General features: G+C 61.4%; 19 protein-coding genes. 14 read left to right on the top strand and 5 right to left on the bottom strand.

The features are described 5' to 3' along the window. Window positions 1-86 precede the first annotated feature (86 nt). From ACILSO_RS07750 to ACILSO_RS07790, 9 genes are all read left to right on the top strand, one after another. Window positions 87-3,134 (top strand): spermidine synthase, encoded by a 3,048-nt coding sequence (locus ACILSO_RS07750; RefSeq protein ID WP_395736810.1) that lies wholly within the window; start codon window positions 87-89, stop codon window positions 3,132-3,134. A 226-nt stretch (window positions 3,135-3,360) separates the two neighbouring features. Beyond that, window positions 3,361-3,858 carry a hypothetical protein gene (locus ACILSO_RS07755; protein WP_395736811.1) on the top strand — a complete coding sequence of 166 codons (498 nt, stop codon included), beginning with the start codon at window positions 3,361-3,363 and terminating at the stop codon, window positions 3,856-3,858. 38 nt (window positions 3,859-3,896) lie between these two features. After that, window positions 3,897-5,504 (top strand): flippase activity-associated protein Agl23, encoded by a 1,608-nt coding sequence (locus ACILSO_RS07760; protein WP_395736812.1) that lies wholly within the window; start codon window positions 3,897-3,899, stop codon window positions 5,502-5,504. Next, window positions 5,501-6,367: an FAD:protein FMN transferase gene (locus tag ACILSO_RS07765; protein ID WP_395736813.1), complete on the top strand. Its 867-nt coding sequence runs from the start codon at window positions 5,501-5,503 to the stop codon at window positions 6,365-6,367. The genes ACILSO_RS07760 and ACILSO_RS07765 overlap by 4 nt, the downstream gene beginning before the upstream one ends. Window positions 6,368-6,861: 494 nt before the next feature. Continuing rightward, entirely contained in the window at window positions 6,862-7,659 is a 798-nt protein-coding gene (locus ACILSO_RS07770; protein WP_395736814.1) for a hypothetical protein, read from the top strand. Window positions 7,660-7,691: 32 nt separating this feature from the next. Continuing rightward, window positions 7,692-8,027, top strand: coding sequence for a hypothetical protein (locus ACILSO_RS07775; RefSeq protein ID WP_395736815.1), 336 nt, complete (start codon window positions 7,692-7,694; stop codon window positions 8,025-8,027). A 34-nt stretch (window positions 8,028-8,061) separates the two neighbouring features. Further along, a complete protein-coding gene (locus tag ACILSO_RS07780; protein WP_395736816.1) occupies window positions 8,062-8,544 on the top strand; it encodes a hypothetical protein in 483 nt (160 codons plus the stop codon). Window positions 8,545-8,560: 16 nt separating this feature from the next. Beyond that, window positions 8,561-8,860, top strand: coding sequence for a hypothetical protein (locus tag ACILSO_RS07785; RefSeq protein ID WP_395736817.1), 300 nt, complete (start codon window positions 8,561-8,563; stop codon window positions 8,858-8,860). Window positions 8,861-9,216: 356 nt separating this feature from the next. Next, window positions 9,217-10,512, top strand: coding sequence for a DUF1501 domain-containing protein (locus tag ACILSO_RS07790; RefSeq protein WP_395736818.1), 1,296 nt, complete (start codon window positions 9,217-9,219; stop codon window positions 10,510-10,512). A 306-nt stretch (window positions 10,513-10,818) separates the two neighbouring features. On the opposite strand, the gene ACILSO_RS07795 is transcribed toward ACILSO_RS07790, so the two are convergent. Continuing rightward, window positions 10,819-11,115 carry a hypothetical protein gene (locus tag ACILSO_RS07795; protein ID WP_395736819.1) on the bottom strand — a complete coding sequence of 99 codons (297 nt, stop codon included), beginning with the start codon at window positions 11,113-11,115 and terminating at the stop codon, window positions 10,819-10,821. Window positions 11,116-11,198: 83 nt separating this feature from the next. Further along, window positions 11,199-12,371 carry a hypothetical protein gene (locus ACILSO_RS07800; protein WP_395736820.1) on the bottom strand — a complete coding sequence of 391 codons (1,173 nt, stop codon included), beginning with the start codon at window positions 12,369-12,371 and terminating at the stop codon, window positions 11,199-11,201. Between the two features lie 523 nt (window positions 12,372-12,894). Between ACILSO_RS07800 and eno the strand changes: the two genes are divergently transcribed. Next, the gene (gene eno / locus ACILSO_RS07805; RefSeq protein WP_395736821.1) at window positions 12,895-14,181 is read left to right on the top strand and encodes a phosphopyruvate hydratase; all 1,287 of its coding nucleotides are present in this window, start codon (window positions 12,895-12,897) and stop codon (window positions 14,179-14,181) included. 27 nt (window positions 14,182-14,208) lie between these two features. Continuing rightward, window positions 14,209-14,532 (top strand): septum formation initiator family protein, encoded by a 324-nt coding sequence (locus ACILSO_RS07810; RefSeq protein ID WP_395736822.1) that lies wholly within the window; start codon window positions 14,209-14,211, stop codon window positions 14,530-14,532. A 486-nt stretch (window positions 14,533-15,018) separates the two neighbouring features. On the opposite strand, the gene ACILSO_RS07815 is transcribed toward ACILSO_RS07810, so the two are convergent. Continuing rightward, a complete protein-coding gene (locus ACILSO_RS07815; protein ID WP_395736823.1) occupies window positions 15,019-15,747 on the bottom strand; it encodes a hypothetical protein in 729 nt (242 codons plus the stop codon). A gap of 391 nt (window positions 15,748-16,138) precedes the next feature. Here ACILSO_RS07815 and ACILSO_RS07820 point away from each other — a divergent pair, with 391 nt between their 5' ends. Beyond that, window positions 16,139-20,713, top strand: coding sequence for a beta strand repeat-containing protein (locus tag ACILSO_RS07820; RefSeq protein ID WP_395736824.1), 4,575 nt, complete (start codon window positions 16,139-16,141; stop codon window positions 20,711-20,713). Window positions 20,714-21,148: 435 nt separating this feature from the next. Here the strand turns inward: ACILSO_RS07820 and ACILSO_RS07825 are convergent, their stop codons facing one another. Next, the gene (locus ACILSO_RS07825) at window positions 21,149-21,388 is read right to left on the bottom strand and encodes an acyl carrier protein (RefSeq protein ID WP_294399132.1); all 240 of its coding nucleotides are present in this window, start codon (window positions 21,386-21,388) and stop codon (window positions 21,149-21,151) included. A 94-nt stretch (window positions 21,389-21,482) separates the two neighbouring features. After that, window positions 21,483-22,217 (bottom strand): hypothetical protein, encoded by a 735-nt coding sequence (locus tag ACILSO_RS07830; RefSeq protein ID WP_395736825.1) that lies wholly within the window; start codon window positions 22,215-22,217, stop codon window positions 21,483-21,485. Between the two features lie 146 nt (window positions 22,218-22,363). Here ACILSO_RS07830 and ACILSO_RS07835 point away from each other — a divergent pair, with 146 nt between their 5' ends. Then, a complete protein-coding gene (locus ACILSO_RS07835) occupies window positions 22,364-23,056 on the top strand; it encodes a zinc metallopeptidase (protein WP_395736826.1) in 693 nt (230 codons plus the stop codon). A 91-nt stretch (window positions 23,057-23,147) separates the two neighbouring features. Continuing rightward, the gene (locus ACILSO_RS07840; RefSeq protein ID WP_395736827.1) at window positions 23,148-24,230 is read left to right on the top strand and encodes an alpha/beta hydrolase family protein; all 1,083 of its coding nucleotides are present in this window, start codon (window positions 23,148-23,150) and stop codon (window positions 24,228-24,230) included. Window positions 24,231-24,918: the final 688 nt, after the last annotated feature.

A 24,918-nucleotide genomic window follows, 5' to 3' on the forward strand; every position in this document is an offset into this window, starting at 1 on the left:
ACGGGGATTGCCAGCGGCTCCGCACAATGTCCTTACTTTTATCTTCCCACAATCTGGCTCCTATGCCAGCCTCCACGCACTCTCCCATGTCATCCACTCCTTCCCGTGTCGTACCCGGTCTCATCCTCGCGGCACTGAGCCTGCTGAGCGCCTTCCTGCTGTTTCAGGTGCAGCCGATCATCAGCAAATTCATCCTGCCATGGTTTGGCGGCAGCCCGGGGGTGTGGACGACATGCATGCTGTTTTTCCAGGTGGTGCTGTTTGCAGGCTATGCGTATGCGCACACGCTGACGCTGCTGCCAAGGCGCTGGCAGGGCATCGTGCACGGCGTGCTGCTGGGCGCGGCGATCGCGATGCTGCCGATCGCGCCGAGCGAGATGTGGAAGCCGACGGGGGCTGAGGATCCGGCGCTGCGCATCCTGCTGCTGCTGCTGGTGAGCGTGGGTCTGCCTTACTTTGTGCTCTCCAGCACGAGTCCGCTGGTGCAGGTGTGGTTTACGCGAACCACGGGCGGCGCCAATCCCTGGCGGCTGTATGCGCTTTCCAACATCGGCTCCCTGGTGGCGCTGCTGAGCTATCCGCTTTTCTTTGAAGTGCACTGGGATGTGCTGGAGCAGACGACGCTGTGGGCGGTGGGCTTTGGGGCCTTTGTGGTGCTGTCTCTCGCCGGCATCTGGATGGACCGCTCGCATGCGCTGGAAAGTGAGACGAAGGCAGATGCCGAACTGAATGCGCCTGCACCTGTGGCGGCAGATCCGGCTGCGGAAAACGGAGCGGCGGCATCCGCAGAGCCATCGCCAGCCTCAGCGGCGGAGGTGGCCCTGAAAATGAAGGCAAATCAAGCGGCGGAGCACCCGGGGTGGGGGCGGCGCATTCTGTGGGTGCTGCTGCCTGCGCTGGCCAGCAGCGTGCTGCTCGCGGCAACGAATCACGTCTGCCAGGATGTGGCGGTGATCCCTTTTCTGTGGGTCGTGCCGCTGAGCCTGTATCTGCTGACGTTTATCATCTGCTTTGAGCACGAGCGCTGGTATGCGCGCATCAGCGCGCTGTGGGCGCTGATCGCGCTGCCTGTACTCTTCATCACCTGCACGGAGAACCTCATGCAGAAGCAGCCTTTCTGGACGCGCTTTGAAAACTGGATGCACAACCATGTGCAGGCAGACCTGAACAAAATCACGCATCTGGACCTGAACCTGACCACCATTGATCTGACCCCCAATTTTGTCTGGGAGCTGGGCTGGAGCTTTGGCGCGATGTTCCTGGCCTGCATGCTGTGCCATGGCGAGCTCACACGGCTCAAGCCGGCACCACGGCGGCTGACGGAGTTTTACCTGCTCATGTCCTTTGGCGGGGCGCTGGGCGGGCTGTTTGTGAGCCTGGGTGCGCCGCATGTCTTCACCACCTTTGCGGAATGGCCGATCAGCCTCATCGCGGTGGCTGCGCTTGCCTGCCTCATCCTGCTACGGACGGTGCTGAAGATGCGCTCGGTGTGGGAATGGCTGCTGATGCTGGTCATCACCGCCATGACCAGCGGAGTGGCGTATGTGCTGGTGGAAAACGGCCTGCTCACGCAGGAGGAGCTGAGGAAGAAGCTGCACCTGGATCCCGCGATGCTGAACCCGGATCCCGAGATGATGCACGTGAACGCCGATCTGATCCCCTCCCCGTGGATGATCTACGGCGCGCTGGGCGTCATCGGCCTCTGCTTCGTGGTGCTCATCGTCCGCAGCATGGTCAAGGGCTTCATGCGGCCCGCGCTGTTCTCCGTGACCATGCTGGGCATCCTCTTCACCTTTGTGCTGCTGATGATGGGAGATATGGGCTTCAAACACGAGAAGAAGCTGGAGCGCATGCGCAACTTCTACGGCATGCTCTCCGTGAGCGAGGAGCTTAACTCCGAATTCACACCCATCTCCCGGGAGCTGACCAATGGCGGAATCATCCACGGCATGCAGAATCTGGAGTTTGGCATGAAGGAGGAGCCCACCAGCTACTACGGCCACGACACAGGCATCGGCAAGGCGCTGGACAGCCTCAAACACAGCAAAAGCGGGCGCATCGGCATCGTCGGCATGGGCGCGGGCACCGTGTCCTGCTACGCCAAAAGCGGCCAGACAATCCGCTTTTACGACATCAATCCCGATGTGGTGCGCATCGCGCAGAAATACTTCACCTACATTGAAGACGCCAAGCGCCGCGGGGCCAAGGTGGAGATCGTGGTCTCCGATGCACGGCTGGCTCTGGAGCGCGAGCCTTCGCAGCAGTTTGATGTGCTGCTGCTGGACGCCTTCAGCGGCGACTCGGTGCCGGTGCATCTGCTGACGAAGGAGGCCTTTGAGATCTATGACCGCCACATGAAGCCGGACGGCATCATCGCCGTTCACATCACCAACAGCTACCTGGTGCTGGCGCCGGTGATCGAAAAAATCGCCGCTGAGACGAAGTTCAAAACCACGCGGATTGCCACCTACCCTGAAGGCGACCAGGATTCGACAGACTACATCCTGGTGACTCGCAATGAGACCTTCCTCAAAGCCACGCCGCCCGAGCTGCTGGGCACCGAAGTGGAGCTGAAGCATGACGTGCGCCTGTGGACGGACCGCTACCACAATCTGCTGCGCATCCTGGACATCCCGATGAACACGAAAAATGCCGAGGACGAAGAGAAGGAAGAGCAAAAGCAAAAGCCGTCGGGCGCGTTTGAGTTCACACCCAAGCCGAACGCGGAAACCGTGAAACTGGAACTGCCCCCGTCGGACATGAAGATCAACACGCAGATCCAGCTCCAGCCGGGTGCACTGCCTGTGCCGCTCCCCCCGCAAGGACGGAAATTTTCGCCTGCGCCGGTGCCGGAGCCTGATTCTGCGCCGCCACTCCCACAGGCACCGACAGTGGAGCTGCCGAAGATGGAGACAAAGACCAACGCGGAGTTTCAAACGGCCCCGAGCACACCGCCGACGACTCCCGCACCGAGCGCGCCGCCTGCACCTGCACCTGCACCTGCACCTGCACCTGCACCTGCACCGCCCCCTCCATCGAGCGCGCCGCCCGTAGCGAACCCCCTGCCGGTAACTCCCACCTCGCAGGCTCCGAAAGCGGAGGAACCAAAGGCAGAAGCAAAGGCTAACGAATAGAGACGAAGGGTTGGTCCGGATTTCTCGCACCGAACGATGATGTGCTGCTGGCGTGCAGCATGAGCTGATGTGGCTCAGTATTCCGATACCGAGTCGCCCCCGCCGCGGAAACGGAATTGCCTTCGGCTGTCTCCGCTTGGCTCCGGCTCCGCGCTATATCCGCGCGACGCGCCCGCAGGGACCATTTGCGCAGGGCTGCGAACGCGTCAAAATGGGTGGAAACGCCATGCTTTCCCTCGACCCAGTCCCCACGCCGCAGCAGCTGTTCCGCTGGCTGGACAGCGGCCGAATCAGCCGTGAAGAGTTTCGCACCGCCATGGCGGTGCATGCGGGAGAACTGATCCAGGAAATGGAGCAGGCGCACGCCAACCCGCTCGTGGCCAAATTCAACGAGCTCATGAACCGGCGCGAGGCCTGGAAGTGGTCCCGCAGGCATGGGGAGGTCGTCATGCGGGAAATCCTCTGCGCGCTGATGGATGAAGAGCAGTTCACCCCTGCGCGCTGGCTTTGGAATGCCGCGCATCCGCACGTGCCGCTGCACTGCTTTTTCCGCACCCGCGGAACGCCGGTGCTGCGGTTTGAGGAAATGACCGTGCATCCGCAAAACGCCTCCGTGCTGATCGAGCACGGTGGGAGTGAAACCCTGGCACCCGCCCGTGAGAAATTCTATTTCCGGCGAAACCGCCAGGGCATTCTGTTCGTCGAACGCCGCGAGCGGCTGTGAATCAAGCAAGCAAGTCATTCTGACTTCGTCCCTTCCCCATGCCTCCCCCTCAGAAAAACTCTCTCAGCTTGATCGGACTGGCCATTTTTGCCATCGTTTCTCTAGCCATCGGCGCCTATTATCGCTTCCCCACCCTTGGCGACCGCCCGATGCACACCGACGAGGCGATATTGGCGATGAAGTCAGCCGAATTTCAAGCCACCGGACATTTCCACTACGACCCGAAAGACTATCACGGTCCGGTCATGCACCGCCTCACCCTGCTCTGGGCCAGGCTGGCGGGCTGGGGAGATTCCTCGAAGTGGACGGAGGCGCAACTGCGCACGGTGCCGGTGATCTGCAGCCTGCTGCTCCTCCTTTCCACCCTGCTGCTGAGAAATGCCCTGGGACGGCTCGGCACGGGCTTCGCCATGCTGCTCATGTCCATCTCTCCGATGATGGTGTATTACTCGCGCTACTTCATCATGGAGGTGCCGCTGGTGCTGTGGATCACTCTCTGCATCGCGGCGCTCTGGCATTACTCCCAGGGCGGCGGGCGATGGTGGCTGGTGGTGGCAGGCATCTCCCTGGGCCTGCAGCATGCCACCAAGGAAACCTTTGCCATCAACGTCGTCGCGGGACTGCTTGGCTATGGGGTCACCAAGGTTTTGGTCGGCGACTTCGCACCACGCCGGAGCGGCTATGACACGGCGGCGAGCAAAGGTCGGGCATCCATGCCCTGGCTGTGGGTCGTCGTAGCGGCCGTGGCGACCAGCATCGCCATCTACTCGGAGGGTTTCAAGGACTGGCAGGCGGTGAAAGACAGCGCGCTGACCTACCTGAACTACTTTGAGCGTTCCGGAGGCAGCGGCCACGAAAAGCCCTGGCACTACTACCTGACCCTGATCTTCTACCGAAAGGAAAGCCTGGTGTGGAGCGAGGCGATGATCGGCGGCCTGGGCATTGTGGGCATGCTGTATGCGTTTCTGGGAAACCACATGAAGCAGCCCGCGCGGCAGGCATTCCTGGTATTTCTTTCGGTGTACACGCTGGCGTTGTTTGGCATTTACTCCTTCCTTGCCTACAAGACCCCGTGGTGCATTCTCAGCGCCCAGCACACGCTGACGCTGCTGGCCGGTGTGGGTGCAGCGGCCATTTCAGGGGCGCTGAAGAGCGGACTGGGCAGGATGGTTTTCAGAGTCCTCTTTGGCCTCGGCCTGTATCAGCTCGTGGCGCAGACCAGCCTGGCCATCCACGCCTATGCGGCGGACTCGCGCAATCCGTATGTGTACTCCCACACTTCCAGCAATCTCCTGCGACTGCTGCCGCTGGTGCGTGAGCTGCAAAAAACCGCTCCAGATGACGCCTTCAACGTACTCGTGGTGAACCGCGATGCCGGCTGGCCGCTGCCCTGGTACTGGCGCGACATCAAAAGCGTGCACTACACCAACACCATTCCCGAGACGCTGGATGCGCGCGTCATCATTGCCGAGCCCGAGATGAAAGCCGCGCTCGAGGCCAAGTTCAACGGCAAGGAATATGTGCAGCAGGACCTCTTCGGACTGCGTCCCGGAGTGATGCTGAACGTATGGATCGAACGTACCCTGCATGACCGCTACACGCTGCGCATGGATCAGGAGAAGCAGCGAAAAAACTCCCTGCCGTGAGCGAGCCAGCCCACCAGCACCATCGCTTCACCTGCCATGCGATGGCCACCACCTTTGACGTGCTCATCAATCACGCCGATGCGGATGAAACCTATGCCTCACAGGCCGCGCAGGCCGTGTTTCAGGAGATCGCCCGTCTCGAGGACGAACTGAGCCGATTCCGCGCCAGCAGCGACATCTACCGCCTGGGCCAGCTGAAGGCAGGCGAGAGCATTCTTGTGGGCATGGCCGCCTGGGACTGCCTGTCCCTTGCCAAGGCCATGCATGCGGAGACCCAGGGCGCCTTTGACATCACCATCGGCCCGATGATGAACTTGTTTGTCACCTCCTCAGGCGAGCCGCGTCAGGTCAGCAAGGAGGTGCTGGAAGAGGCGCGGCAGATCATCGGCAGCCAGCGCTTTGATCTGGATGAAGACACCATGCGCGTAACAGTGCATGCCAGCGGCATGATTTTTGATCTCGGAGCCATGGGCAAAGGCTATGCGCTGGATCAAGCCTCCGACATGCTGCAGGACTGGAAGATCAACAACTTCGTCCTCAACGCCGGAGACAGCACCATCCTCGCGATCGGCGCCCCTTCTGGCAAAGACGCCTGGTCCATCACCTTGGGGGGCGGAGAGACGCGGACGCAGCTGAAAAACCGCGCCGTAAGCGGTTCCGGCTTTGCGGTGAAAGGCGCGCACATCATGAACCCGCGCCTGTTTGCTCCCGTGCCTATCAAAAAACGCCGCACTTATGCCCTCGCGCCCACAGCGGCTCTCTCTGACGCCCTGTCCACCGCCTTCATGGTCATGGAGCCCGAGGAGATCCAGACGCTGTGCGGACGGTATGCGGAAGTGGAAGCGCTGGAGCTGGAGGTGTAGCGCAGGCTTGCGATGTGGGTGTGACGGAGGCGTATGGGATCAAGATGATCCCACTCCTGCCCGAGCGCTGCGCATGCGCGAAAGCGTCCGGCAGGAGGGGGACCCTCCTGGTCCCCTGATTTGGAGACGATGGGTGTGGAGCAAAGCGGAAGTGACCAGCCAACCCCATAAGCATTCCCGCAGGTAGATTCACATCCGAATCTGAAATTTTTCTACCCCTAATCTTTCTACCTTCATTTCCGGCCTCACCCAATCTCCGCCCTCTGCCTCCCCGCCTCGCTTCGGCAAAAACGACCATCCCTCTTGCCAGCGCAAACAATCATCGCCCGCATTGCTTTAAAGGAGGCTTTTGTGTGAGCGTTCCAAAGCCAAGGCCCTCAGCTAGTCGATTGCTCTAGCTCTGTCACCCTGCTGCACCACGCATCTTCCTGAATGACACGCCGGGCAGAACGGCTACGATCCGATCCGCTCTCCTCCTCTGCCTGGCTAAAACCATGAAATCACTCCTGCTCCTGCTTCTCGTCTTTTGGGGAACTCACTCCAGCTTCGCGGCGGAGGCCAGGGAGGACTGGCTGACCACCTATTACAAGGCTCCCACGCCCGACGCCTTCTCCGAGGAAGTGCGCGCACTGGTGGATCAGGGCGTGCTGAAAAATGAAAATTCACAGCCGCCGCTGGTGGCCTTTCTCAGCCGCGTCATGGCCGCCAACCCAACGCGCATCGCAGGATGGCTGGAGGAGTTCAGCGATCTGGCAAAGGAGCAGCGCCAGATCCTCCTCGCAGCTGCCTGGTATTCCGACACCGATGAAGCACGTGAGGTGTTCCAGAAGGAGAAGCAGGAGGTCTTTTTGAAAAAGAGGGCTCCGAACATCCTGGAAATGGAGGTCAACAATCCCAGCGCCCTCGACATGCTCTGGGGCTACTTCATGGCCACGGGCGATGCCGCGCCGATCCATCGCATCGTGACCGCCTTGAGCCTTGCCAAACATGCCGGCGCCCTCGAGCGCTTCAAGACATCTGAGAAGACCGACAAGGACAAAGAGACCGCCTATCTGGACGCCACGTTTCAGTCGGCCATGTGGTCGCTCCAAAGCAACTGCACCACTCATCCCCGGGTGCTGGAGCATTGCGAAGCGATCTATGCCGACAAAACCCTGCCAGCCGATCAGGGCCTGTGGCTCGCCACGGTGCTCGCGAAGGTGAAGCCGGAAACTTACCTCCTCGAAATGAAGAAGCGCGCAGACGCACTCGGCTTCACCCTCCCTGCCGCCGCCGCTCCAGAGACGAAATGAATCAGTCAGGCAGGCAGTCCCACCTTCCCCCCATGAGTGCTCCGCAGGCCTGCGCCTTTTCGTTTCCTCGTCCCCTCAGGCTGCTGCACCGTTTCGTGTTTTGGACTGTCGTTGTCTGGTTTTTCTTCCTTACGATCCGATCCACTCCTGCCGGAAGTCCTTTCTCAGAGAGCGAGCCATTGATCACCCTGCCAGGGTTCCTGCTTTTGGCCGGTTTGTTCGTGCCCGGCTGGACTTATCGTATCGCATCTGTGGTGATCATCATTTTCTGCATTTTGAATGTGATCTACGGTCGGCGCAACGACGCCGAGTATCAGCCTCTTTTCAAGCAATACGCCCCGCCCCAACACATCAACGAGACAAAGTGAGTCTTCCCATAACCACCCGCCCCCCCAGCCATCCATGCACCCATTCACTCGCACACTCACACGCCTCCTCATGCTCCTCGCAGCGGCCATGCTCGCCTCATGCTCCAGCACGGCCAACAAGCCCTCCAAAGAGGAGCAGGCAAACCTCCTGGGGCCTGGTGCCAGCAAAGCGCTGAGATGGACGAAGGTGGCCGGGCCGGATTTCAATGTTTACCACGGCTTCCCCACGCCACCGTTTCAGGGAGAGGTCGGCTTTTACCTCGGCGGGCATCCTTCGTTCAAGGCGGCTGAGGGCGACGAAAAGCATGCAGGCCGCCTTGGCACTCACAAGGTCACCTGGCACCGCAAGCACCGCCCCGATGGCTCCCTCTCCCAAGCAACCGTGTTTGACATGGGAGACTACTGGAAAGTCCACGCCTGGGTGCATGCCTACAGCGTGGCCGATCTGGCCGTGCTGACGCGCGAACTGAGTGCCGTGGACCTTTTCTCCAAAAGCGGCCCTCCCAAACGGGAGTAGGAATCAAGGACGCTGCATGCTCACTCCACCGAAAACAACCCAGCACGCCGACCCGCGTACCGCGCAGTTCATCGAACTGCTGATCGGCATGGGTTTTCTAGCGGGGCTTCATTTCATCTCCTATCGGCTGGTGGCATGGGCCAACTATTCTGAGGAATCCGTGGCCTTGGCGGTGATTGGGACTTTAGCGCTGGCTCTCACGGTGGCCCTGGCACTTGTCATCAACAAACGATGGCATTGGGGGCAGTTCATCTATTTCGTGGTCGTTGCATGCTGCCTGAGCTTCCTGCAGCTCATTTTCATGTCTGACAGTTGAGGCGGCCCGATGCTGGAGGCGGCGCAGGATTTTAGAACTTCGACGCCATAAAGTTCTCGATCTGCAGGCGGCAGCAAATCCATTCATCTCATCTCTCCCTCTAACCTCTGTGCTTCTCTGTGTGCTCTGTGGTTAAACAAGGCATCCATTTTCACGACAGCATCCAAGCCAACAGGCACAGAGTTCCATTTCGTAGACTCACCGCTCCATCACTCCAAGTCGCCCCTGCGAGTCGCCCCCCTTCCCGCCTTCGCCTTTGCCGCCCCGTTCTCCCCCTTCCTCCCGCTGTGCTGAAATTCTGTGATAAGTCCCTCACGCCGCTGCGTTTACGGCCACATCCCCCCAAATCCCCCTTTATGAATCCCCTCCGCAACGATCTCAGCCGCCGCGCCTTTGTCTCGGGCGCTGCCAAGACCTTTCTGGGCGTGAGCACCGCCTCGCACCTGGGCTCCCGCATTCTCGCCGCCCCCGGAGCAGGCGCGTCTCCGCTGAAGCAGGCCGCCACCGCACGCAACGTCATCTACTTGTACATGAACGGCGGCATGAGCCACCTGGACACCTTTGACCCCAAGCCCGAAAAGGCGGACGTCATGGGCCTGACGAAGGTCATCAAGACGAATGTGGACGGCATCCGCGTCTCCGACAGCATCCCGCTGCTGGCCCGCCAGATGGACAAGCTCGCCGTCATCCGCAGCATGATGACCACGCAGGGCGCGCATGAGCAGGCAAACTACTACCAGCACACCAGCTACACCATGCGCAGCAGCATCCGCCATCCCTCCATGGGCGCGTGGCTGCAGAAGTTTCAGGACCGTGGCAACCCAACGCTCCCTGGCAGCGTCATGATTGGCAATGACAGCCGCCATCCCGGCGCGGGCTTCTTTGAGAGCCGCTTCGCCCCGCTCATGATCAATGACCCCGAGAGCGGCATCAACAACGTGAAGACCAACCAGTGGTTCACCGAAGAGCGCTTCAACAGCCGCCTCGATGTGGCCAGGCAGCTCGACCGCAAATTTGCCGAGACCTACAACGTCAAAAACGTGCGCGCCTACTCGGACATGTACGATGACGCGCTGAAGATGATGAAGAGCGAAGAACTCGCCGCCTTCGACCTCGACGCCGAGCCGCAGGCCCTGCGCAACAAATACGGCACCGACCGCTTCGGCCAGGGCTGCCTCCTCGCCCGCCGCCTCGTCGAGCACGGCGTGCGCTTTGTGGAAGTCTCCTTCGGCAGCTGGGACACCCACAATGCCAACTTCACCCGCGTGCCCGAGCTGTGCGATGAACTCGACTCCGCCCTCAGCACGCTCCTCCAGGATCTGGAAGCCCACGGCCTGTTGGAAGAAACCCTCGTCGTTCTCTCCACCGACTTTGGCCGCACGCCCGAGATCAATGCTAATGACGGCCGCGATCACCACGCCAAAGCTTTCACCTGCCTCATGGCGGGCGGCGGCATCCGCGGCGGTCAGGTCTATGGCGCCACCGATGCCACCGGCACCGAGCCCATCAACAATCCGGTGACCATCCCCGACTTCAACGCCACCATCGCCTACGCCCTCGGCATCCCGCTTGACCAGGTCCTTTACAGCCCCAGCAAGCGCCCTTTCACCGTCGTGGACAAAGGCCGGCCGCTCACCGAGCTGTTTGGTTGAGGAAGGCATCCTGAGGCGCAGAGCAAAATCCGTACTGGGAGCGCCGGTTTTTAACCGGCTCCGGTCGGGCGGCCTTGAGGCATGGCAAAGAAATGAGGCTGGGATGAGAACGGCGATGCTCACTGCATGCGCAGCGGCACCCGGAGCCGGTTAAAAACCGGCGCTCCCAGCCATGAGTCACTCTAGCGGCACCGCAGTTCCTCAGCCACGCCCGAGATCTCATGGGGCCTGAGTTCGATCTCGCGACAGACGGCCTTCAGCCGGAACAAACACAGACTCGTTTTCCACAAATCGTGGTATAATCTGTTAGACCAGAAGTCCCGCCCAGCGGAGCAGCCGCAGGCGAAAAAGAAGCAGCGGAGCACCCGCGAAAATGATCACAACGCAGAGCCACTGGGAGAATGCTGACATCGAAACGTCGGCACGATTGACACCACTCCATTTGGAGCCGAAGAACAGCGCCATCCAGCCCGCCGCCACCCAAAAAAGATTGCGTGACCTCCAGAAGCGCAGCAGCGAAATCAACCAGGCAATGGCAACGAGAAATGCCGTGGCAAATGCCTTGGGCTGAAGCGCCCCATCCGAAAAAGTGAACGGCAGCACCACCAAAGCAACCAGAGGTGACCACCGCAGGAGGGCAAAGCTGAAACGCGAGTGCGAAATGAACTGTGGCGTGTTCATGGGGACTAACTCGGCGGCACGTAATAAACACGCAGCAAGGAGGTGTTAAGCTCCTCCTCCCGCATGCGGATAATCTGGCTCCCCGCTGCATAACCGGGGTATTTCAGGAGGAACTCTCCGCGCTTTTTGTTGTAGCCGATGATCACCGCCGTGCTGCCGTAGAAATCGTCTTTCTCGTCATAGTGCAGCCACTTGCTTTTTTCGACAGGGTCCTTGGGGCTGGGGAGTTCGAGCTGGGGGTTTTGCTCGTACTGCTTGGCAAATTCAAACAGGAAGGCCTCTCGGATTTCGGAATACATGTGCCGGTAAACAATGGGCCGCCCTTTGTCGATCCAGCGCCTCGCCTCCATCATATCAAGCGGCTGATCCTTCTTTCGCAGATCCGAGATGTCTTGCTGGGTCCATTCGACTTTGGCGGCTTTTGACAAAGCCTCCAGCACCTCAAAGGTGTTGTCCAGGGTGGCGTTCGCCGTCCAGCCGTTGGCGGTCGCCACGGCACGCACATCCATGGTCCAGCCGTAGTATCCGGCCAGGCATTCGCCCACCCGCAGAGCGTGATTGGACTCGTCATCCATTGGCTGAAGCTCTGGCAGGCCGGTGATCATCACATCGCCGTTGGGCTTTTCTTCGAGCCGTGATTTCAGCAGCACCGGCTTGCCCTTGGCCGCTGTGGCAGGTGCCGTGGGTGAGGCTTTGGCGGTCCCGGCAGCCTGAAGGGGAATCATGGAGACATACAGGCGAGCGCCGGGCTCCAGGGTGAGGCGGATGGTGGCAGCCGCACCGGCCCACTCCTGCACCACCGTGCCAGGAGCGGCACCGGCGGCAGGCTTCACGAGTTGCCCGGGCTTGCCCATTTTGGCCTGCAACCCCGCCGATGTTTTAGACGCCGCCTGACGCATGGACTGCAAATAGGCTTCATCGGCGGCTGCGCCCGCAGCACGTTCCATGAAAAGCACATCCAGCCGCGTGAGTTTGCCGCCATCTTCCGTGGCCACCATCCGCTGCACGGGCGTGCCAAACACCGCCTCAGCCGCTCCGCCAGCTTCTTTGCGCGAAGGCCCCGCAGGCCCGGCCAGCGGCTTCCACTCGCCCGGCAGCGGCGTGTTCTTCCACCCGTCCGCCTTCTGCGCCAGCCCCTCCACAAACTGAGAAAGCCCTTCCCCCAAGGCAGAACTCATCGTCATTGTCATTATCAGCAGCAGCGCAACGACACATGTGGAAACACAACGAGGTATAAGCGAAAGCGAGTACTTCATCCTTTTGATTAATCCAATCAAGACATCAAGGCCGGGAGTGCAATGGATTTGATTTGCTACCCCGTCTATTGAGCACGGGTCTGTCTTAGAGTCGAATTCTGCGGCCCCCGAGATGAGAACGCCGTCCCCTGCGCAGCGTTGAGGGACCATCCTGGTCCCTCAACGCTCCGCGACCACCTCACCACTTTCCAGCCAATCTTCCTTATCCTGAAGAGCACGACGCCTGCGCTGAGGCCAGGCAACCGCTCCCCCCGAAGCCGGGAGGAAGAGGAGGATTCAGAGCGCCCCCTCCCCCCGCCGCACATGGCGCGCATCTTGCTGCATCGTCAAAAACTACCATTTGAGCGTCCGCTGCACCCGTGTAATGAAGCCCCCCCCCGGAGATTTCTGGAAACCTTTCTTGAAAAATCCGAATTAATTAGCAAAACTTAAATAATCTATCCACATGGACGAACTCACCATCTCGCGCGTCATCGGACGCGAAATCATCGACTCTCGCGGCAATCCCACTGTTGAAGTGGACGTTTACATCGAAGGCGGTGCTATGGGCCGTGCGGCAGTCCCCTCCGGCGCCTCCACCGGCGAGCACGAAGCGCTCGAGCTGCGCGACGGCGACAAGAAGCGTTTCCTGGGCAAAGGCGTGCTGAAGGCCGTCGATGCCGTGAACAATGAGCTGGCAGACGCCATCATCGGCGCAGACGCCTGCGACCAGGTGGGCATCGACAACGCCATGCGTGAAGTCGATGGCACCAAGACGAAGGCCAAGTGCGGCGCGAACGCCATCCTCGGCGTCTCCCTCGCCGTGGCCAAGGCTGCCGCCGCGACCATGGGCATCCCCCTTTACAAGTACATCGGCGGCCCGAACGCCAAGGTGCTCCCCGTGCCGATGATGAACATCATCAACGGCGGCGCGCATTCCGATGCCCCGATCGATTTCCAGGAGTTCATGATCATGCCGAAGGGCGCTCCTACGTTCTCCGAATCCCTCCGCTACGGCGCTGAGGTGTTCCATTCCCTCAAGAAGATCCTGCACGATCTGGGCCTCAGCACCGCTGTGGGTGACGAAGGCGGCTTCGCCCCTACCCTGAAGAGCGCCGACCACGCGCTGGAAGTCATCGCCCAGGCGGTGGACAAGGCGGGTTACAAGCTGGGTGAAGACATCTTCATCGCGCTCGACGTGGCCTCCTCCGAGTTCTTCGACAAGGCCAAGAACAAGTACGTCTTCAAGAAGTCCGACAAGTCCGAGCGCAGCGCCGCCGAGCTCGTGGCCTACTACGCCGAGCTGCAGAAGAAGTTCCCCATCATCTCCATCGAAGACGGCTGCGCCGAAAACGACTGGGCAGGCTGGAGCACCATCACCAAGGAAATGGGCCACAACACCCAGCTCGTGGGCGATGACCTCTTCGTGACGAACGTCGAGTTCCTCCAGAAGGGCATCGACCAGAAGGTGGCCAACTCCATCCTCGTGAAGGTGAACCAGATCGGCTCCCTCACCGAAACCCTCGACGCCGTTGACCTGGCCCACCGCCATGGCTACACCGCCGTGATGAGCCACCGCTCCGGTGAGACGGAAGACTACACCATCGCCGACCTTGCCGTCGCCACGAACTGCGGCCAGATCAAGACCGGCTCCATGAGCCGCAGCGATCGTATCGCCAAGTACAACCAGCTTCTGCGCATCGAGCAGGAACTGGGCGAGAACGCCATCTTCGGCGGCCGCATGAAGGTCTAATCAGCCCCATTCATTCATCGATCCATTATGAACTACCGAGAAGTGCGCGCATCAGAGCCTCAGTCACGCTGGGAAAGCTGGATGCGCGCATTCCTCAAGGTGGCCCGCTTCGTCCTGCTGCTGCTGGTGGTGCCCGTGGTGTACGTCCTGTGCGACAATCCCATGGACACGCAGAACGCCATGCGCAGCAAGCTGGAGCAGCTCAAAGACCAGCGCGATGCGCTGCAAGCCGACCGCGACAAACTCCTGCGCCGCATGGAGTGGATCAAAAGCGACAACGCCTACCTCGAAATGGCCGCCCGCGACCGCCTGCACCTGCAGAAGGAAGGCGAGTTTGTGCTGAGGTTTTAGTTTTAGAAGGCGGAAAGAGGCCAGGACTTGCCAACGAAGGAGAATTGTCCTCGTACACCTGCTCGCACTCGATCATCGGGCAGAGTTTAAAGTTTCATGTTTAAAGTTTCAAGTTGCTCCGCCACGTGCGTCAGCCGTTTTGTTCGTGGTTGAGGTGCTTGGCTGCACTTGAACCCATCGCTCCGCCGAGGGCCATCGCATCGGGCGAACCAGCGATGTAGCTGTGTCGGTTTCCCATGCATAATGCCCCAGGGCCAGACAGCAGAAAGAAGGTAGAAAAATTAGGGGTAGAAAGATTTCAGAATCAGAAGTTTGGAAGAATCTTTCTGCCCACAATTTCTCTGAAACGCAGACACGCAAAACTCCTTCCCACGCAACCCCAGCAGCACCTCGTCTTTGCGCACTTAGATGCTCGATTTTGTCGCAGAGGGGCAGCGAGGCGGAGGGGACGGGGATGGAATGAATGGTCTGCCCTTTTGGGGGGCATTACTTCGAGGCCGCGGGAGCGTATAGCCATGCTCTCATGTCCTCCGAGGTCAGCACGGAGACGTGCTTGAGCTTTCCGGCCTGCTCACGCGCGAGCTGGATCAAGGACTTGGCATTGAACGTGGCCGTCAAACGCACGGTGGTGAAGGCGGCCAGTCCGTCCAGTTTCAGCAAGTCCTCCGCAGAGATGCCGACGCTGCCGGCGTTCACGGTGATCGACAACTCCAGGAGGCCGTCCTCTGGCGCGCGCTGTATCTTGCCGAGAGTCTCGATCAGCGAGGCGGAGAGGGTGTTGAAGTGCATGTGCAGCCTTTGCAGCCCTTTCATGTCTCCGACCGCCAGCACGAAATCCATGTCTTTCCCGGGGAGGTTTGAGACCGAGATTTCTTTGAGCGGCACCCGTGCGAATGCTTCGGCAAATCCCTTCCTGGAGATCAACTCGGGCGAAGAAGTGCAGATGGAAAACTTTTGGGTCTCCGCCGGCATGCCAAGCCATTTCAAATCCTGATCCAGGATCCTCCTTCCGGACATGGAAACCGACGCCGTCTGGGTCTTTTCATCCACCGAAACACTGAGAGAAAATTCGCGACGCTGAGGCTCCGCATGCAGCCACAAGCTGCAAAGAAGGAATCCAAAGCCAAGGCCCCAAGAGCGGTGAACTGCGCCTGAAGCGCTGCGACTGAAGCCGGTGCCACTGGCGGCATTGAGTATGTGATTGTCCCGAGTCATTTTCCAATTTTCCGTGGATGGAGTCTAGAAACGTTCAGTGACAGCGCGGTTTGCGCACCCAGGTGAAATAGTCCGCGCCTGCTCGATGGGATGAGCAACGAATGCACCAGCCAGCGCTGAGGCATGCCCCTTTTTTCCCTTCCCCCAGCACCAACTCCCTCACCATCCCCCGCGCATGCCATGAACGGCCCGGTTAGACGCAGTCATCAGGCATTCCCTGAGGGTGCTGATGGCGACTTGCCGCCAACTTACGCGAAGCACTTTCGGCCCGTTAGACATTGACCGTTGACAAGGCATGGGGATGCATCTTTAGCCGGAGTGATGTCGCAATTATTCTGGGGCACCAACCGGGCTTTGCCTTACGCCCGCCTCCTTGTGCTGGGGGGCGCTGGTGCTCCTGGCGCTGGCTTCGCAGGTGCAGGCCCAGTTTGCACCGAGCACGATGCCTGTGCCTGCGGTGGCCACGTACAATGGCACGGTGTATGACTCGATGCCGCAGCAGCAGATCACCACGAACCGGTCGATGTTGTTTGATTCGGCCACCACCTTCACGGACGGCTCCTTCACTACGGGGACTTACACCTACACCAAGACGGGCGCGAACACGGCCACGCTGAGCTACCGGGCCAACACGGTGGCCACGGGCTTCACCGAGACGGAAAACTCCACGGCGCAGCTCACCTTTACCAGCGCCTATGCCGGCACCTACACGATGAGCGGGAGCTACAGCGGCACCTCCAGTGGCACGCCTTTCAGCGGCACGCTGACCAACGGCTCCGGCACTTTCACCGTGCGGACGCAGGCCACGGTCACCACTCCCACCAGCACGGCGGTCCTGACCACCACGGCCACGCTGGGTGGCACGGTGGTGACGGACGGTGGCACCACGCTGACCGCACGCGGCGTGGTGTGCTGCCCTCAGTCCGTGAGCAGCACTCCCTATACGGGCGGGCCGGGCATGACGAGCTTCACCACTGCCGGCCAGACCGGCACCTACACCGTCAGCGCCACGGGCCTGCTCCCGGGGACGGCGTATGTGTACTGCGCCTATGCCACAAACAACATGGGCACCGTTTACTCCACGACGGCGACCTTCACCACCGCCCCGACGGCGCCGACGATCAGCACGCCGACGAGCACCTCGGTGACGAACAGTTCGGCGGTGCTGGGCGGGAATGTGACCTCGGATTGCGGCTCGCCGATCCTGGAGCGGGGCGTGGTGTTTGCGCCGTCGGCGACGAACAGTGACCCGGTGATCGGCGGTGCGGGCGTGGTGAAAGTGACGACATCCGGGACCACGGGCGTCTTCACCCTGACGGCTCCCCTGATGCCTGGAACGCTGCATTCCTTCAAGGCTTATGCCACCAACGCGCTGGGCACCACCTACACCACGCCGGCGGTTTCCGTGACCACCTTGGCGGGCCCGCCGGTGCTGGACACGCCGACGGTGGCTGGACTGGCGGCCACGCAGGCGACTCTGGGCGCCACCCTGGTAAACACCGGCGTGTCTGGCGGCACCATTGAGCGCGGCGTGGTGCTGGCTCCCACGGCCACGAACAGCAATCCGGCGGTGGGCGGCACCGGAGTGACCAGGCTGACGAGCACAGGAGGAGTGGGGGCCTTCAGCATTTTGTTCTCCGGGCTGCTGCCGAACACGAGCTACTCCTTCCGCGCGTACGGCACGCATGCTTATGGCACGGGCTACACCTCGCCGGTCTCCACCTTCACCACGGCGGTGGCGCTGCCGGGCATCGGAACGCCCACGAGCACGCAGATCGCCGGCAGCACGGCCACGCTGGGGGCCACGGTGACGGGCGACGGCGGCGGTGCCATCACCGCGCGCGGTGTGCTGTGCGCGCCTACGGGGGTGAATGCGAGCCCGGACTTCGGCGGGACAGGCGTGCTGGACTTCCCCGCCAGCGGGCCGCATGGCACCGGGGCCTTCACGGTCAGTGCGACGGGGCTGACGAGGCTCACCGCCTACTCCTTCCGCGCCTATGTGACGAACAGCGCGGGCACGGTGTTCACAGCGCCGGTCTCCACCTTCACCACGGGGCCGGATCTGCCGGTGATGGACAGCTACAAACAGGCCCTGTACGTGAGCAGCACCACGGTGAACCTTTACGGTGCCGTGACGAACAATGGCGGCGGGACGATCACAGAATGCGGTGTGGTGTGGTCGCCCGTGGCCGTGAACGCGAACCCGACGATCGGCGGCGCGGGAGTGAGCCGGACGATTCTCTCCGCCACACAGTCAGGGTCGCTGGCCACGGGGCTCACGGGACTCACTCCTGACACGGCGTACGCCTTCTGCTTTTACGCCACCAACAGTTCGGGCACAGCCTACACGCCGGCGCCCGGCACCTTTACGACGCTGCTGCTGCCGGTGGTCACGACGCCAACGGGGCAGGACATCACGGCCACCGGTGCCACGCTGGGGGCAAATGTGACGGACGATGGCAACGCGCCTGACGCGAGCCGCTACATCCTGTACTCCGTGGCCGCTGTGAACAGCAATCCGCTAATGGGCGGAACGGGGGTGACGACGGTGGCCGCTGGCAGCGGGGAGGGTGTGTTCACGGTGCCTGTGACCGGCCTGTCCGCCGGGACGACGTATGCCTTCAGAGCCCAGGTGAGCAACGGCGCCGGAGACGGCCGCACCAGCGTGGCCACCTTCACCACGCTGACCTCCGCGCCGGTGATCACCACGCCCACGAGCACAGGCATCACCAGCAGCAGCGCCACGCTGGGGGCGAATGTGACGGACACGGGCGGGCTGGCGACGACACGCGGCGTGGTTTATGCGCCCACGGCGGTGAGCAGCTCCCCTGCCCTGGGGGACCCGGGCGTGGTGGATGCGCCGGCCAGCAGCGGCGGCAGCGGCGTCTTCACCGTGAATGTGAGCGGCCTGGCGCCAGGCACGGCCTACTCCTTCCGCGCGTATGCGAGCAACACCCAGGGCACCACCTACACGAGCCCGGCGTCCAGCTTCACCACGCCGGCGCTGCCGACCCTGGACCTGCCGACGGCAGCCAGCCTCAACTTCACCACCGCGACGCTGGGCGGCACCGTCACGGCGAATGGCGGCGCCACCCTCACGGAACGCGGAGTGGTATTTTCTACCACGGCGGAGAACAGCGATCCCACGATTGGCGGCACCGGAGTGACGAAGGTGGTGCGCAGCGGCACCAGCACGGGGATCTTCACGCAGGGTGTCACGGGCCTGCAGCCCGGCATACAGTACTCCTACAAAGCCTATGCGACCAACAGCGTGGGCACAGCTTACACCAGTCCGGCGGCCACCTTCACCACACTGGGGCTGCCTCTGCTGAGCAATCCCACGGTGACGGGGGTGGCACAGACCACGGCCACACTGGGAGGATCGGCCACGTATTACTCCCCCTACAGTCTCACAGAACGCGGCGTGGTGTATGCCGTCACCACAACGAATAGCAACCCGATGATCGGTGGCGTGGGCGTGACGCGGGTGGTGCGCTCCGGCACGGGCACGGGCGCCTTCACGCAGGCGGTGAGCGGCCTGGTGCCGGGCACGGGCTACTCATTCAAGGCGTATGCCATCAACAGCCTGGGCGTGGCCTACACGGAGCCGGTGACGACTTTCACCACGCTGCCCGGGCCGCCGGCGCTGGACACTCCCACGGCAACGGTGTTCACGGACACCTACGCACGCCTGGGCGCTCACATGGCCAGCGACAGTGGCGCGGCCATCACGGAGCGCGGAGTCGTGTTTGCCAAGACTTCCGTCAACGCGAACCCCGTCATCGGCGGCACGGGCGTGACCAAGCGGCTGGCAGATTCCGATCCGGGTATCTTGGACTTCTTTTCTGCGGATGTGCAGGACCTGACGCCGAACACTGCCTACAGCTTCAAGGCGTATGCCATCAACAGTGTGGGCACGACCTACACCAGTCCGGTCACCACCTTTTCCACGCCGACGGCCGCGCCGCGAGTGGACACGCCGACAAGCGCCAGCATCACAAGCACGACTGCGATACTGGGCGGCACGGTCATCAGCGACGGCGGCCTGACCATGACTCGCGGTGTGGTCTATGCGCCCACGTCCGTGAACAACAACCCACGTCTCTTCGGCACAGGTGTGCAAACCGCCACCGTCTCCGGCACCACGGGCACCTTCACCGTGAATATCACCGGCCTGCTGCCAAACACCGCCTACTCCTTCGCTGCCTATGCGGACAACAGCCTTGGCACCGGCTACACCAGCCCCGTCAGCACCTTTACCACGCCCACGGGACCGCCCGTGCTGGCGCAGCCCACGGTGTATGCCGTCGCCGGCAGCGGGGCATCACTCGGCGGCACTCTGGTGCACACAGGCGGCGCATCGATCACGCAGCGCGGCGTCGTCATTTCCGCGACATCCGCCAATGCAGATCCCATCATCGGCGGCACAGGCGTCACCACGCTGATCAGCGGCAGCAGTGGCGGCGCAGGCAGTACCATCCAGTCCACCGCCACAGGCCTGCAGCCGGCCACCGCCTACACCTTCAAGGTTTACGCGACCAACAGCCTGGGCACGAGCTACAGTGCCGCGGCTGCCGTGACCACGCTGACAGCGCTCGACAGCTGGAGGATGGCGTATTTTGGCACCACCAGCAGCACCGGCAATGCGGCGGACGAAGCGGATCCGGACAAGGACGGCGTGGCCAACCTCGCCGAGTACGCCTTTGGGCTCGATCCAATGCACAGCGCCTCCCGGCTGTTGCCATCGCCGGTGCACAACGGCAGCACGTTCAAGCTCACCTTCACTGAGCCCGGCGGCGTCAGCGGCGTGACTTATTCAGCGCAGTGGAGCGAGACCCTGCAGCCTGGAGGCTGGACCAGCATCCCCGACACCGGCAGCGGCAGCACCCACATTTTCAGCGTGCCCGTCACTCCCGGCAGCGGCCACGAAGCGAAAGTCTTCATCCGGCTTTCGCTGAGCCGGTGATGCGGGAGATTTGGTGGATGGCGGGGAGGGAGGAGAGGGATCATCTTGATCACCGCATAGGAATAAAGACGCTGCAGTCATGCTGAGCGAACTTGGACTGCGGCACGCGAAGCTGCCGCTTTCGAGAGTCTCGTAGTTCTCGTAAACAGACGCAGCCTGCGAGCGCCGAGTGGAGACTGCTTTGAAATGTCTTGGGTGTTCGTGAGCCTAGCAGCCTCCGGAAAGCGGTAGCTGCGCTCATTCTTCGCTGCACACCCGCATTGATTCGCTGCGCCCACCCCTTCGGGGCAGCCTATAGCTGTCTGCCTACGCTCCGCTTCGGCTCCAAATAAAGCCGTCCAAACACCACGGCCATCCATCACTTTACCACCAACAAAAAAGCCAGCCGGTTTCCCGTCTGGCTTCTTTGAAAGTGTTTGAGAAAGAGGCGGCGAATTACTCCGCGTTTTCTTCCACGTAGCGGACGACGTCGCCCACGGACTGGAGCTTCTCAGCTTCTTCGTCAGGGACGTCGATGCCGAATTCTTCTTCGAAGGCCATCACCAGTTCAACGGTGTCGAGGGAGTCAGCACCGAGATCTTCGATGAACTTGGCTTCCTGGGTGACCTGCTCGGGATTCACGCCAAGCTGTTCAACGATGATGTCGCGGACTTTTTCTGTGATGTTTTCTGCCATAGATGGGGGTTGTTGGGATGGGGCGGAGCTTTAGCGGCTGAGTTTGTTTTGGCAAGGGGAAATTCCCGGCTTTTTCAAAAGCCAAGAGATGCCGTTATTTTTCGGACTCCACAGGAGCAGATTCCGCAGGGGCTGCTTCGCTGACTTTTTCGATCAGCTCGCCGCTGAAACGACTCAGCAAACGGTCCAGTATCTTGTCCGCACCGGCGAACTTGAGGTCGTCAAACACAGCGCGTTTGGGAGCGGCGCCCTCCTTGCCATACCAGGCGTAGGCGAGCCCTTTGACCTCCCACTTCCGCTTGTCCACACGGTGGACGTCTGTGTACTGGATCTGTACACCCTCCGGGGTCACCCAGAAGTCCGCCTCTCCCCGCAGCACCTTGTTCCGATTCCGCAGCATCATGCCCAGAGGAATGAGCCCGAGGGCAAAGCAGCCGTAGGCAAAGTAGAACTGCTCGGCGATCTCATGGTCGCTATAGTGAGCGGGCTCCTCAGGCCAGCCATTCTTCGCGGCGTAGCTGTTCCACCGCGGAAGATCTCCATCCACACCGATGGGCAGTCCCCTGGCCTCGGCATCGGCCACCCACTGCTGCATGCGCCCTTCTTTCCGCGCGGCTTCAAACGAGGGCTGGTATTCCTTGAGAAACCATTCCTTTTTCTGTGCGATGGCCACGGCCTTGGGGTAGCCCCAAAGGCCATCATAAAGAAACAAGCCGCCGAATACCAGCAGCAGACCGGCCATCATGCTCATACGGCGGAAGTACCAGCGTGTGACGCGGCAGATGATGGGCTCCGTGGGAGAGATGGGTGCGGGGGCGTTTTTTTCCATGAAAGGTCAGATTCAATCGCAGGCAGCCGAGGAAGCAACACGTGATTTTGTGTGACAATCTACGCTCAGTTTTGCAATGCGCTCATACTACCAGAAGGCGGGCTTCATGCGTATCTATTCTCAAATCCAATCCGAATTCCGACCCCATGTACTTTGATCCCCTCTATCTCCTGATATTCTTTGGCACGATGGCGCTTTCCGTTTACGCCTCCTGGCGCGTGAAGTCCGCCTACGCACGCTATTCCCAGGTGCCGGCGCTTTCCGGCCTTTCCGGCGCGCAGATCGCCCAGCGCATCCTGGACCTGAACGGCATTCGCGATGTGACCATCCACGCCGTGAGAGGCCAGCTCAGCGACCACTATGATCCCTCCAACAAGCAGCTCATGCTGAGCGAGGAGAACTACTACGGCACCAACGTGGCGGCGCTGGGCGTGGCCGCGCATGAGTGCGGGCATGCCATCCAGCACCAGCAGCTCTACGCGCCGTTGCAGTGGCGCATGGCGGCGGTGGGCATCACCACCATCGCCGGGCAGATCATTCCCTTCATGGGCATGGGGCTGCTGTGGCTGATGCCCCGGATCGCCCTGCCCGTGCTCGCCGTCTGCTTTGGCATTGTGATGGTGTTTCAGCTGATCACCCTGCCGGTGGAATTTGACGCCACAGCCCGTGCGAAGCGCGTACTTGCCAGCACAGGCGCCGTGGCCCCCGGCGCGGAAACGGCCGCCATGAGCAGCGTGCTGGACGCCGCTGCGCTCACCTACGTGGCGGCGTTTATCAGCGCGCTCGGGCAGTTCCTCTATTACGTGATGATCATGCTCGGCGGCCGGAGAAACGACTGAGAAACGACTGAGAAACGACTGACGAACGACTGACGAACGACAGTCGCGATGCGCGAACGAAGATCCTGAAGGAACGCGGCGTATGGCTCCCATGCGCCGCGTTTTGTTTACCCTCGCTCTTGTCCTTCCCTGCAGCCTAGCCTTTGCCGAAGAAATTCCGCCGCTGCGGGGTTTGAGCCGGACGAACCTGCTGGAGTATCACGCCACAGACGGCACCAAGAAGATCGCCACCACACCGGCCGAGTGGGAGCTGCGCCGCAGGGAGGCACTGGCGGGCTTTCAGCAGGTGGCGGGTCCCCTGCCCGGCCCCGAAATGCGCTGTGCGCTGGAGCCGAAGGTGCTGGAGGAAACCGACTGCGGCAGCTACGTGCGGCGGCTCATCACCTACACCGCTCAGCCCGGCGGCACGGTGCCGGCGTATCTGTGCGTTCCCAAAACGGCGCTGGCAGGGACAAAAACGCCGGCCGTGCTGTGCCTGCACCCCACGGAGAACAACATCGGCTTCAAAGTGGTCGTCGGTCTGGGTGGCAAGCCGCACCGGCAGTATGCGCAGGAACTGGCGGAGCAGGGCTTTGTGACGCTGTCTCCCAGCTACCCGCTGCTGGCGGACTACCAGCCAGATCTGAAAGCTCTGAAAATGCCCAGTGGCACCATGAAGGCCATCTGGGACAACATTCGCGGACTCGACTACCTGGATTCCCTGCCCTTCGTGGATCGCAGCCATGGCTACGCCGCCATCGGGCATTCGCTGGGCGGGCACAATGCCATCTTCACCGCCGTGTTTGACGACCGGATCCAAGTCATCGTTTCCAGCTGCGGCTTTGACTCCCTGCTGGATTACAAAGGCGGTGACATCAAAGGTTACGTGCAGGAGCGCTACATGCTGCGCATGGCGGACTACCTGGGCCGCCCCCAGGACTGCCCGTGGGACCACTACGAACTCATCGCCTGCCTCGCCCCGCGGTACGTGTTTGTAAATGCGCCGTTGAAGGACTCAAACTTCCAGTGGCAGAGCGTGGACCGCATCGCAGCCGCAGCTCTGCCCTTGTTCCGCCTCCACGGGGCAGAGTCACACCTCAAAATCCTTCATCCCGACTCCGACCACGATTTCCCGGATGCCGAGCGCCAGGCCAGCTACGAGATGATCACGCGCGTGCTGAAACCTGCCCGATGACGCAGGCCCCAGCCCTCGAACAAGGCAGCAAATTCCTCCAGGAGCCCCCGCATTTAGCCACGCCCCCTTGAAAACGGACCGCACTTCCGATTCACTCTGCAGCACTGGGAGCGCCGGTTTTTAACCGGCTCTGGTCGGGCACCCATGAGGCATCGCAAGGAAAGGAAACTAAGATGTGAAGGGCGGTGCTCAACCGCCTGCGGAGCGGCACCCAGAACCGATTGAAAACCGGCGCTCCCAGCCATGACTCTCCCGGCGGCACCGCAGTTCATCAATTAAAGGCAGGATCCTTTCGGGGCTGAGTCTGATCGCGGCAGGTGACTTGCGTCCGGATCAACACACGAAACCGTTTTCCTCTGCTGAGGGTATTACCCTAGAGGAAGCGGCTTGGTTTGCCTCTCCTGCATTCTGCCCACGGGCTGCAGGTCCGAGAGCGGAACTCTCCCCGCACAGAAATCCCAGCCCAGACCGGAGGCCGCAATGAGGCTGGGCGTGATGTGCGCCCGCCGCAGTTCCTCCGTGCGTCCCACGTCAAAACAGCCTGCCCGTGATCTGCCCCCGGAGCTTGAGCCAGTTTCTATGAGAGTCTGACGGTGGCTAACGGCTTGGTTTGGGTGTTGTCTTTGTTCTTGGTTGTTGCGGGAACTGCGTTGCCTTTCGGTTGACGCAGCGTAGCGGAGTCGGCCGA

The organism is Prosthecobacter sp., from assembly GCF_044226605.1.
Lineage (GTDB): Bacteria > Verrucomicrobiota > Verrucomicrobiia > Verrucomicrobiales > Verrucomicrobiaceae > Prosthecobacter.

What these genes read in the sequence shown, in the direction of transcription:
- ACILSO_RS07750 (WP_395736810.1), top strand. Translation starts at nt 87, where the DNA reads ATGTCATCCACTCCTTCCCGTGTCGTACCCGGTCTCATCCTCGCGGCA.
- ACILSO_RS07755 (WP_395736811.1), top strand. Translation starts at nt 3,361, where the DNA reads ATGCTTTCCCTCGACCCAGTCCCCACGCCGCAGCAGCTGTTCCGCTGG.
- ACILSO_RS07760 (WP_395736812.1), top strand. Translation starts at nt 3,897, where the DNA reads ATGCCTCCCCCTCAGAAAAACTCTCTCAGCTTGATCGGACTGGCCATT.
- ACILSO_RS07770 (WP_395736814.1), top strand. Translation starts at nt 6,862, where the DNA reads ATGAAATCACTCCTGCTCCTGCTTCTCGTCTTTTGGGGAACTCACTCC.
- ACILSO_RS07775 (WP_395736815.1), top strand. Translation starts at nt 7,692, where the DNA reads ATGAGTGCTCCGCAGGCCTGCGCCTTTTCGTTTCCTCGTCCCCTCAGG.
- ACILSO_RS07780 (WP_395736816.1), top strand. Translation starts at nt 8,062, where the DNA reads ATGCACCCATTCACTCGCACACTCACACGCCTCCTCATGCTCCTCGCA.
- ACILSO_RS07785 (WP_395736817.1), top strand. Translation starts at nt 8,561, where the DNA reads ATGCTCACTCCACCGAAAACAACCCAGCACGCCGACCCGCGTACCGCG.
- ACILSO_RS07790 (WP_395736818.1), top strand. Translation starts at nt 9,217, where the DNA reads ATGAATCCCCTCCGCAACGATCTCAGCCGCCGCGCCTTTGTCTCGGGC.
- ACILSO_RS07800 (WP_395736820.1), bottom strand. Translation starts at nt 12,371, where the DNA reads ATGAGTTCTGCCTTGGGGGAAGGGCTTTCTCAGTTTGTGGAGGGGCTG.
- eno (WP_395736821.1), top strand. Translation starts at nt 12,895, where the DNA reads ATGGACGAACTCACCATCTCGCGCGTCATCGGACGCGAAATCATCGAC.
- ACILSO_RS07810 (WP_395736822.1), top strand. Translation starts at nt 14,209, where the DNA reads ATGAACTACCGAGAAGTGCGCGCATCAGAGCCTCAGTCACGCTGGGAA.
- ACILSO_RS07815 (WP_395736823.1), bottom strand. Translation starts at nt 15,747, where the DNA reads ATGACTCGGGACAATCACATACTCAATGCCGCCAGTGGCACCGGCTTC.
- ACILSO_RS07825 (WP_294399132.1), bottom strand. Translation starts at nt 21,388, where the DNA reads ATGGCAGAAAACATCACAGAAAAAGTCCGCGACATCATCGTTGAACAG.
- ACILSO_RS07830 (WP_395736825.1), bottom strand. Translation starts at nt 22,217, where the DNA reads ATGGAAAAAAACGCCCCCGCACCCATCTCTCCCACGGAGCCCATCATC.
- ACILSO_RS07835 (WP_395736826.1), top strand. Translation starts at nt 22,364, where the DNA reads ATGTACTTTGATCCCCTCTATCTCCTGATATTCTTTGGCACGATGGCG.
- ACILSO_RS07840 (WP_395736827.1), top strand. Translation starts at nt 23,148, where the DNA reads ATGCGCCGCGTTTTGTTTACCCTCGCTCTTGTCCTTCCCTGCAGCCTA.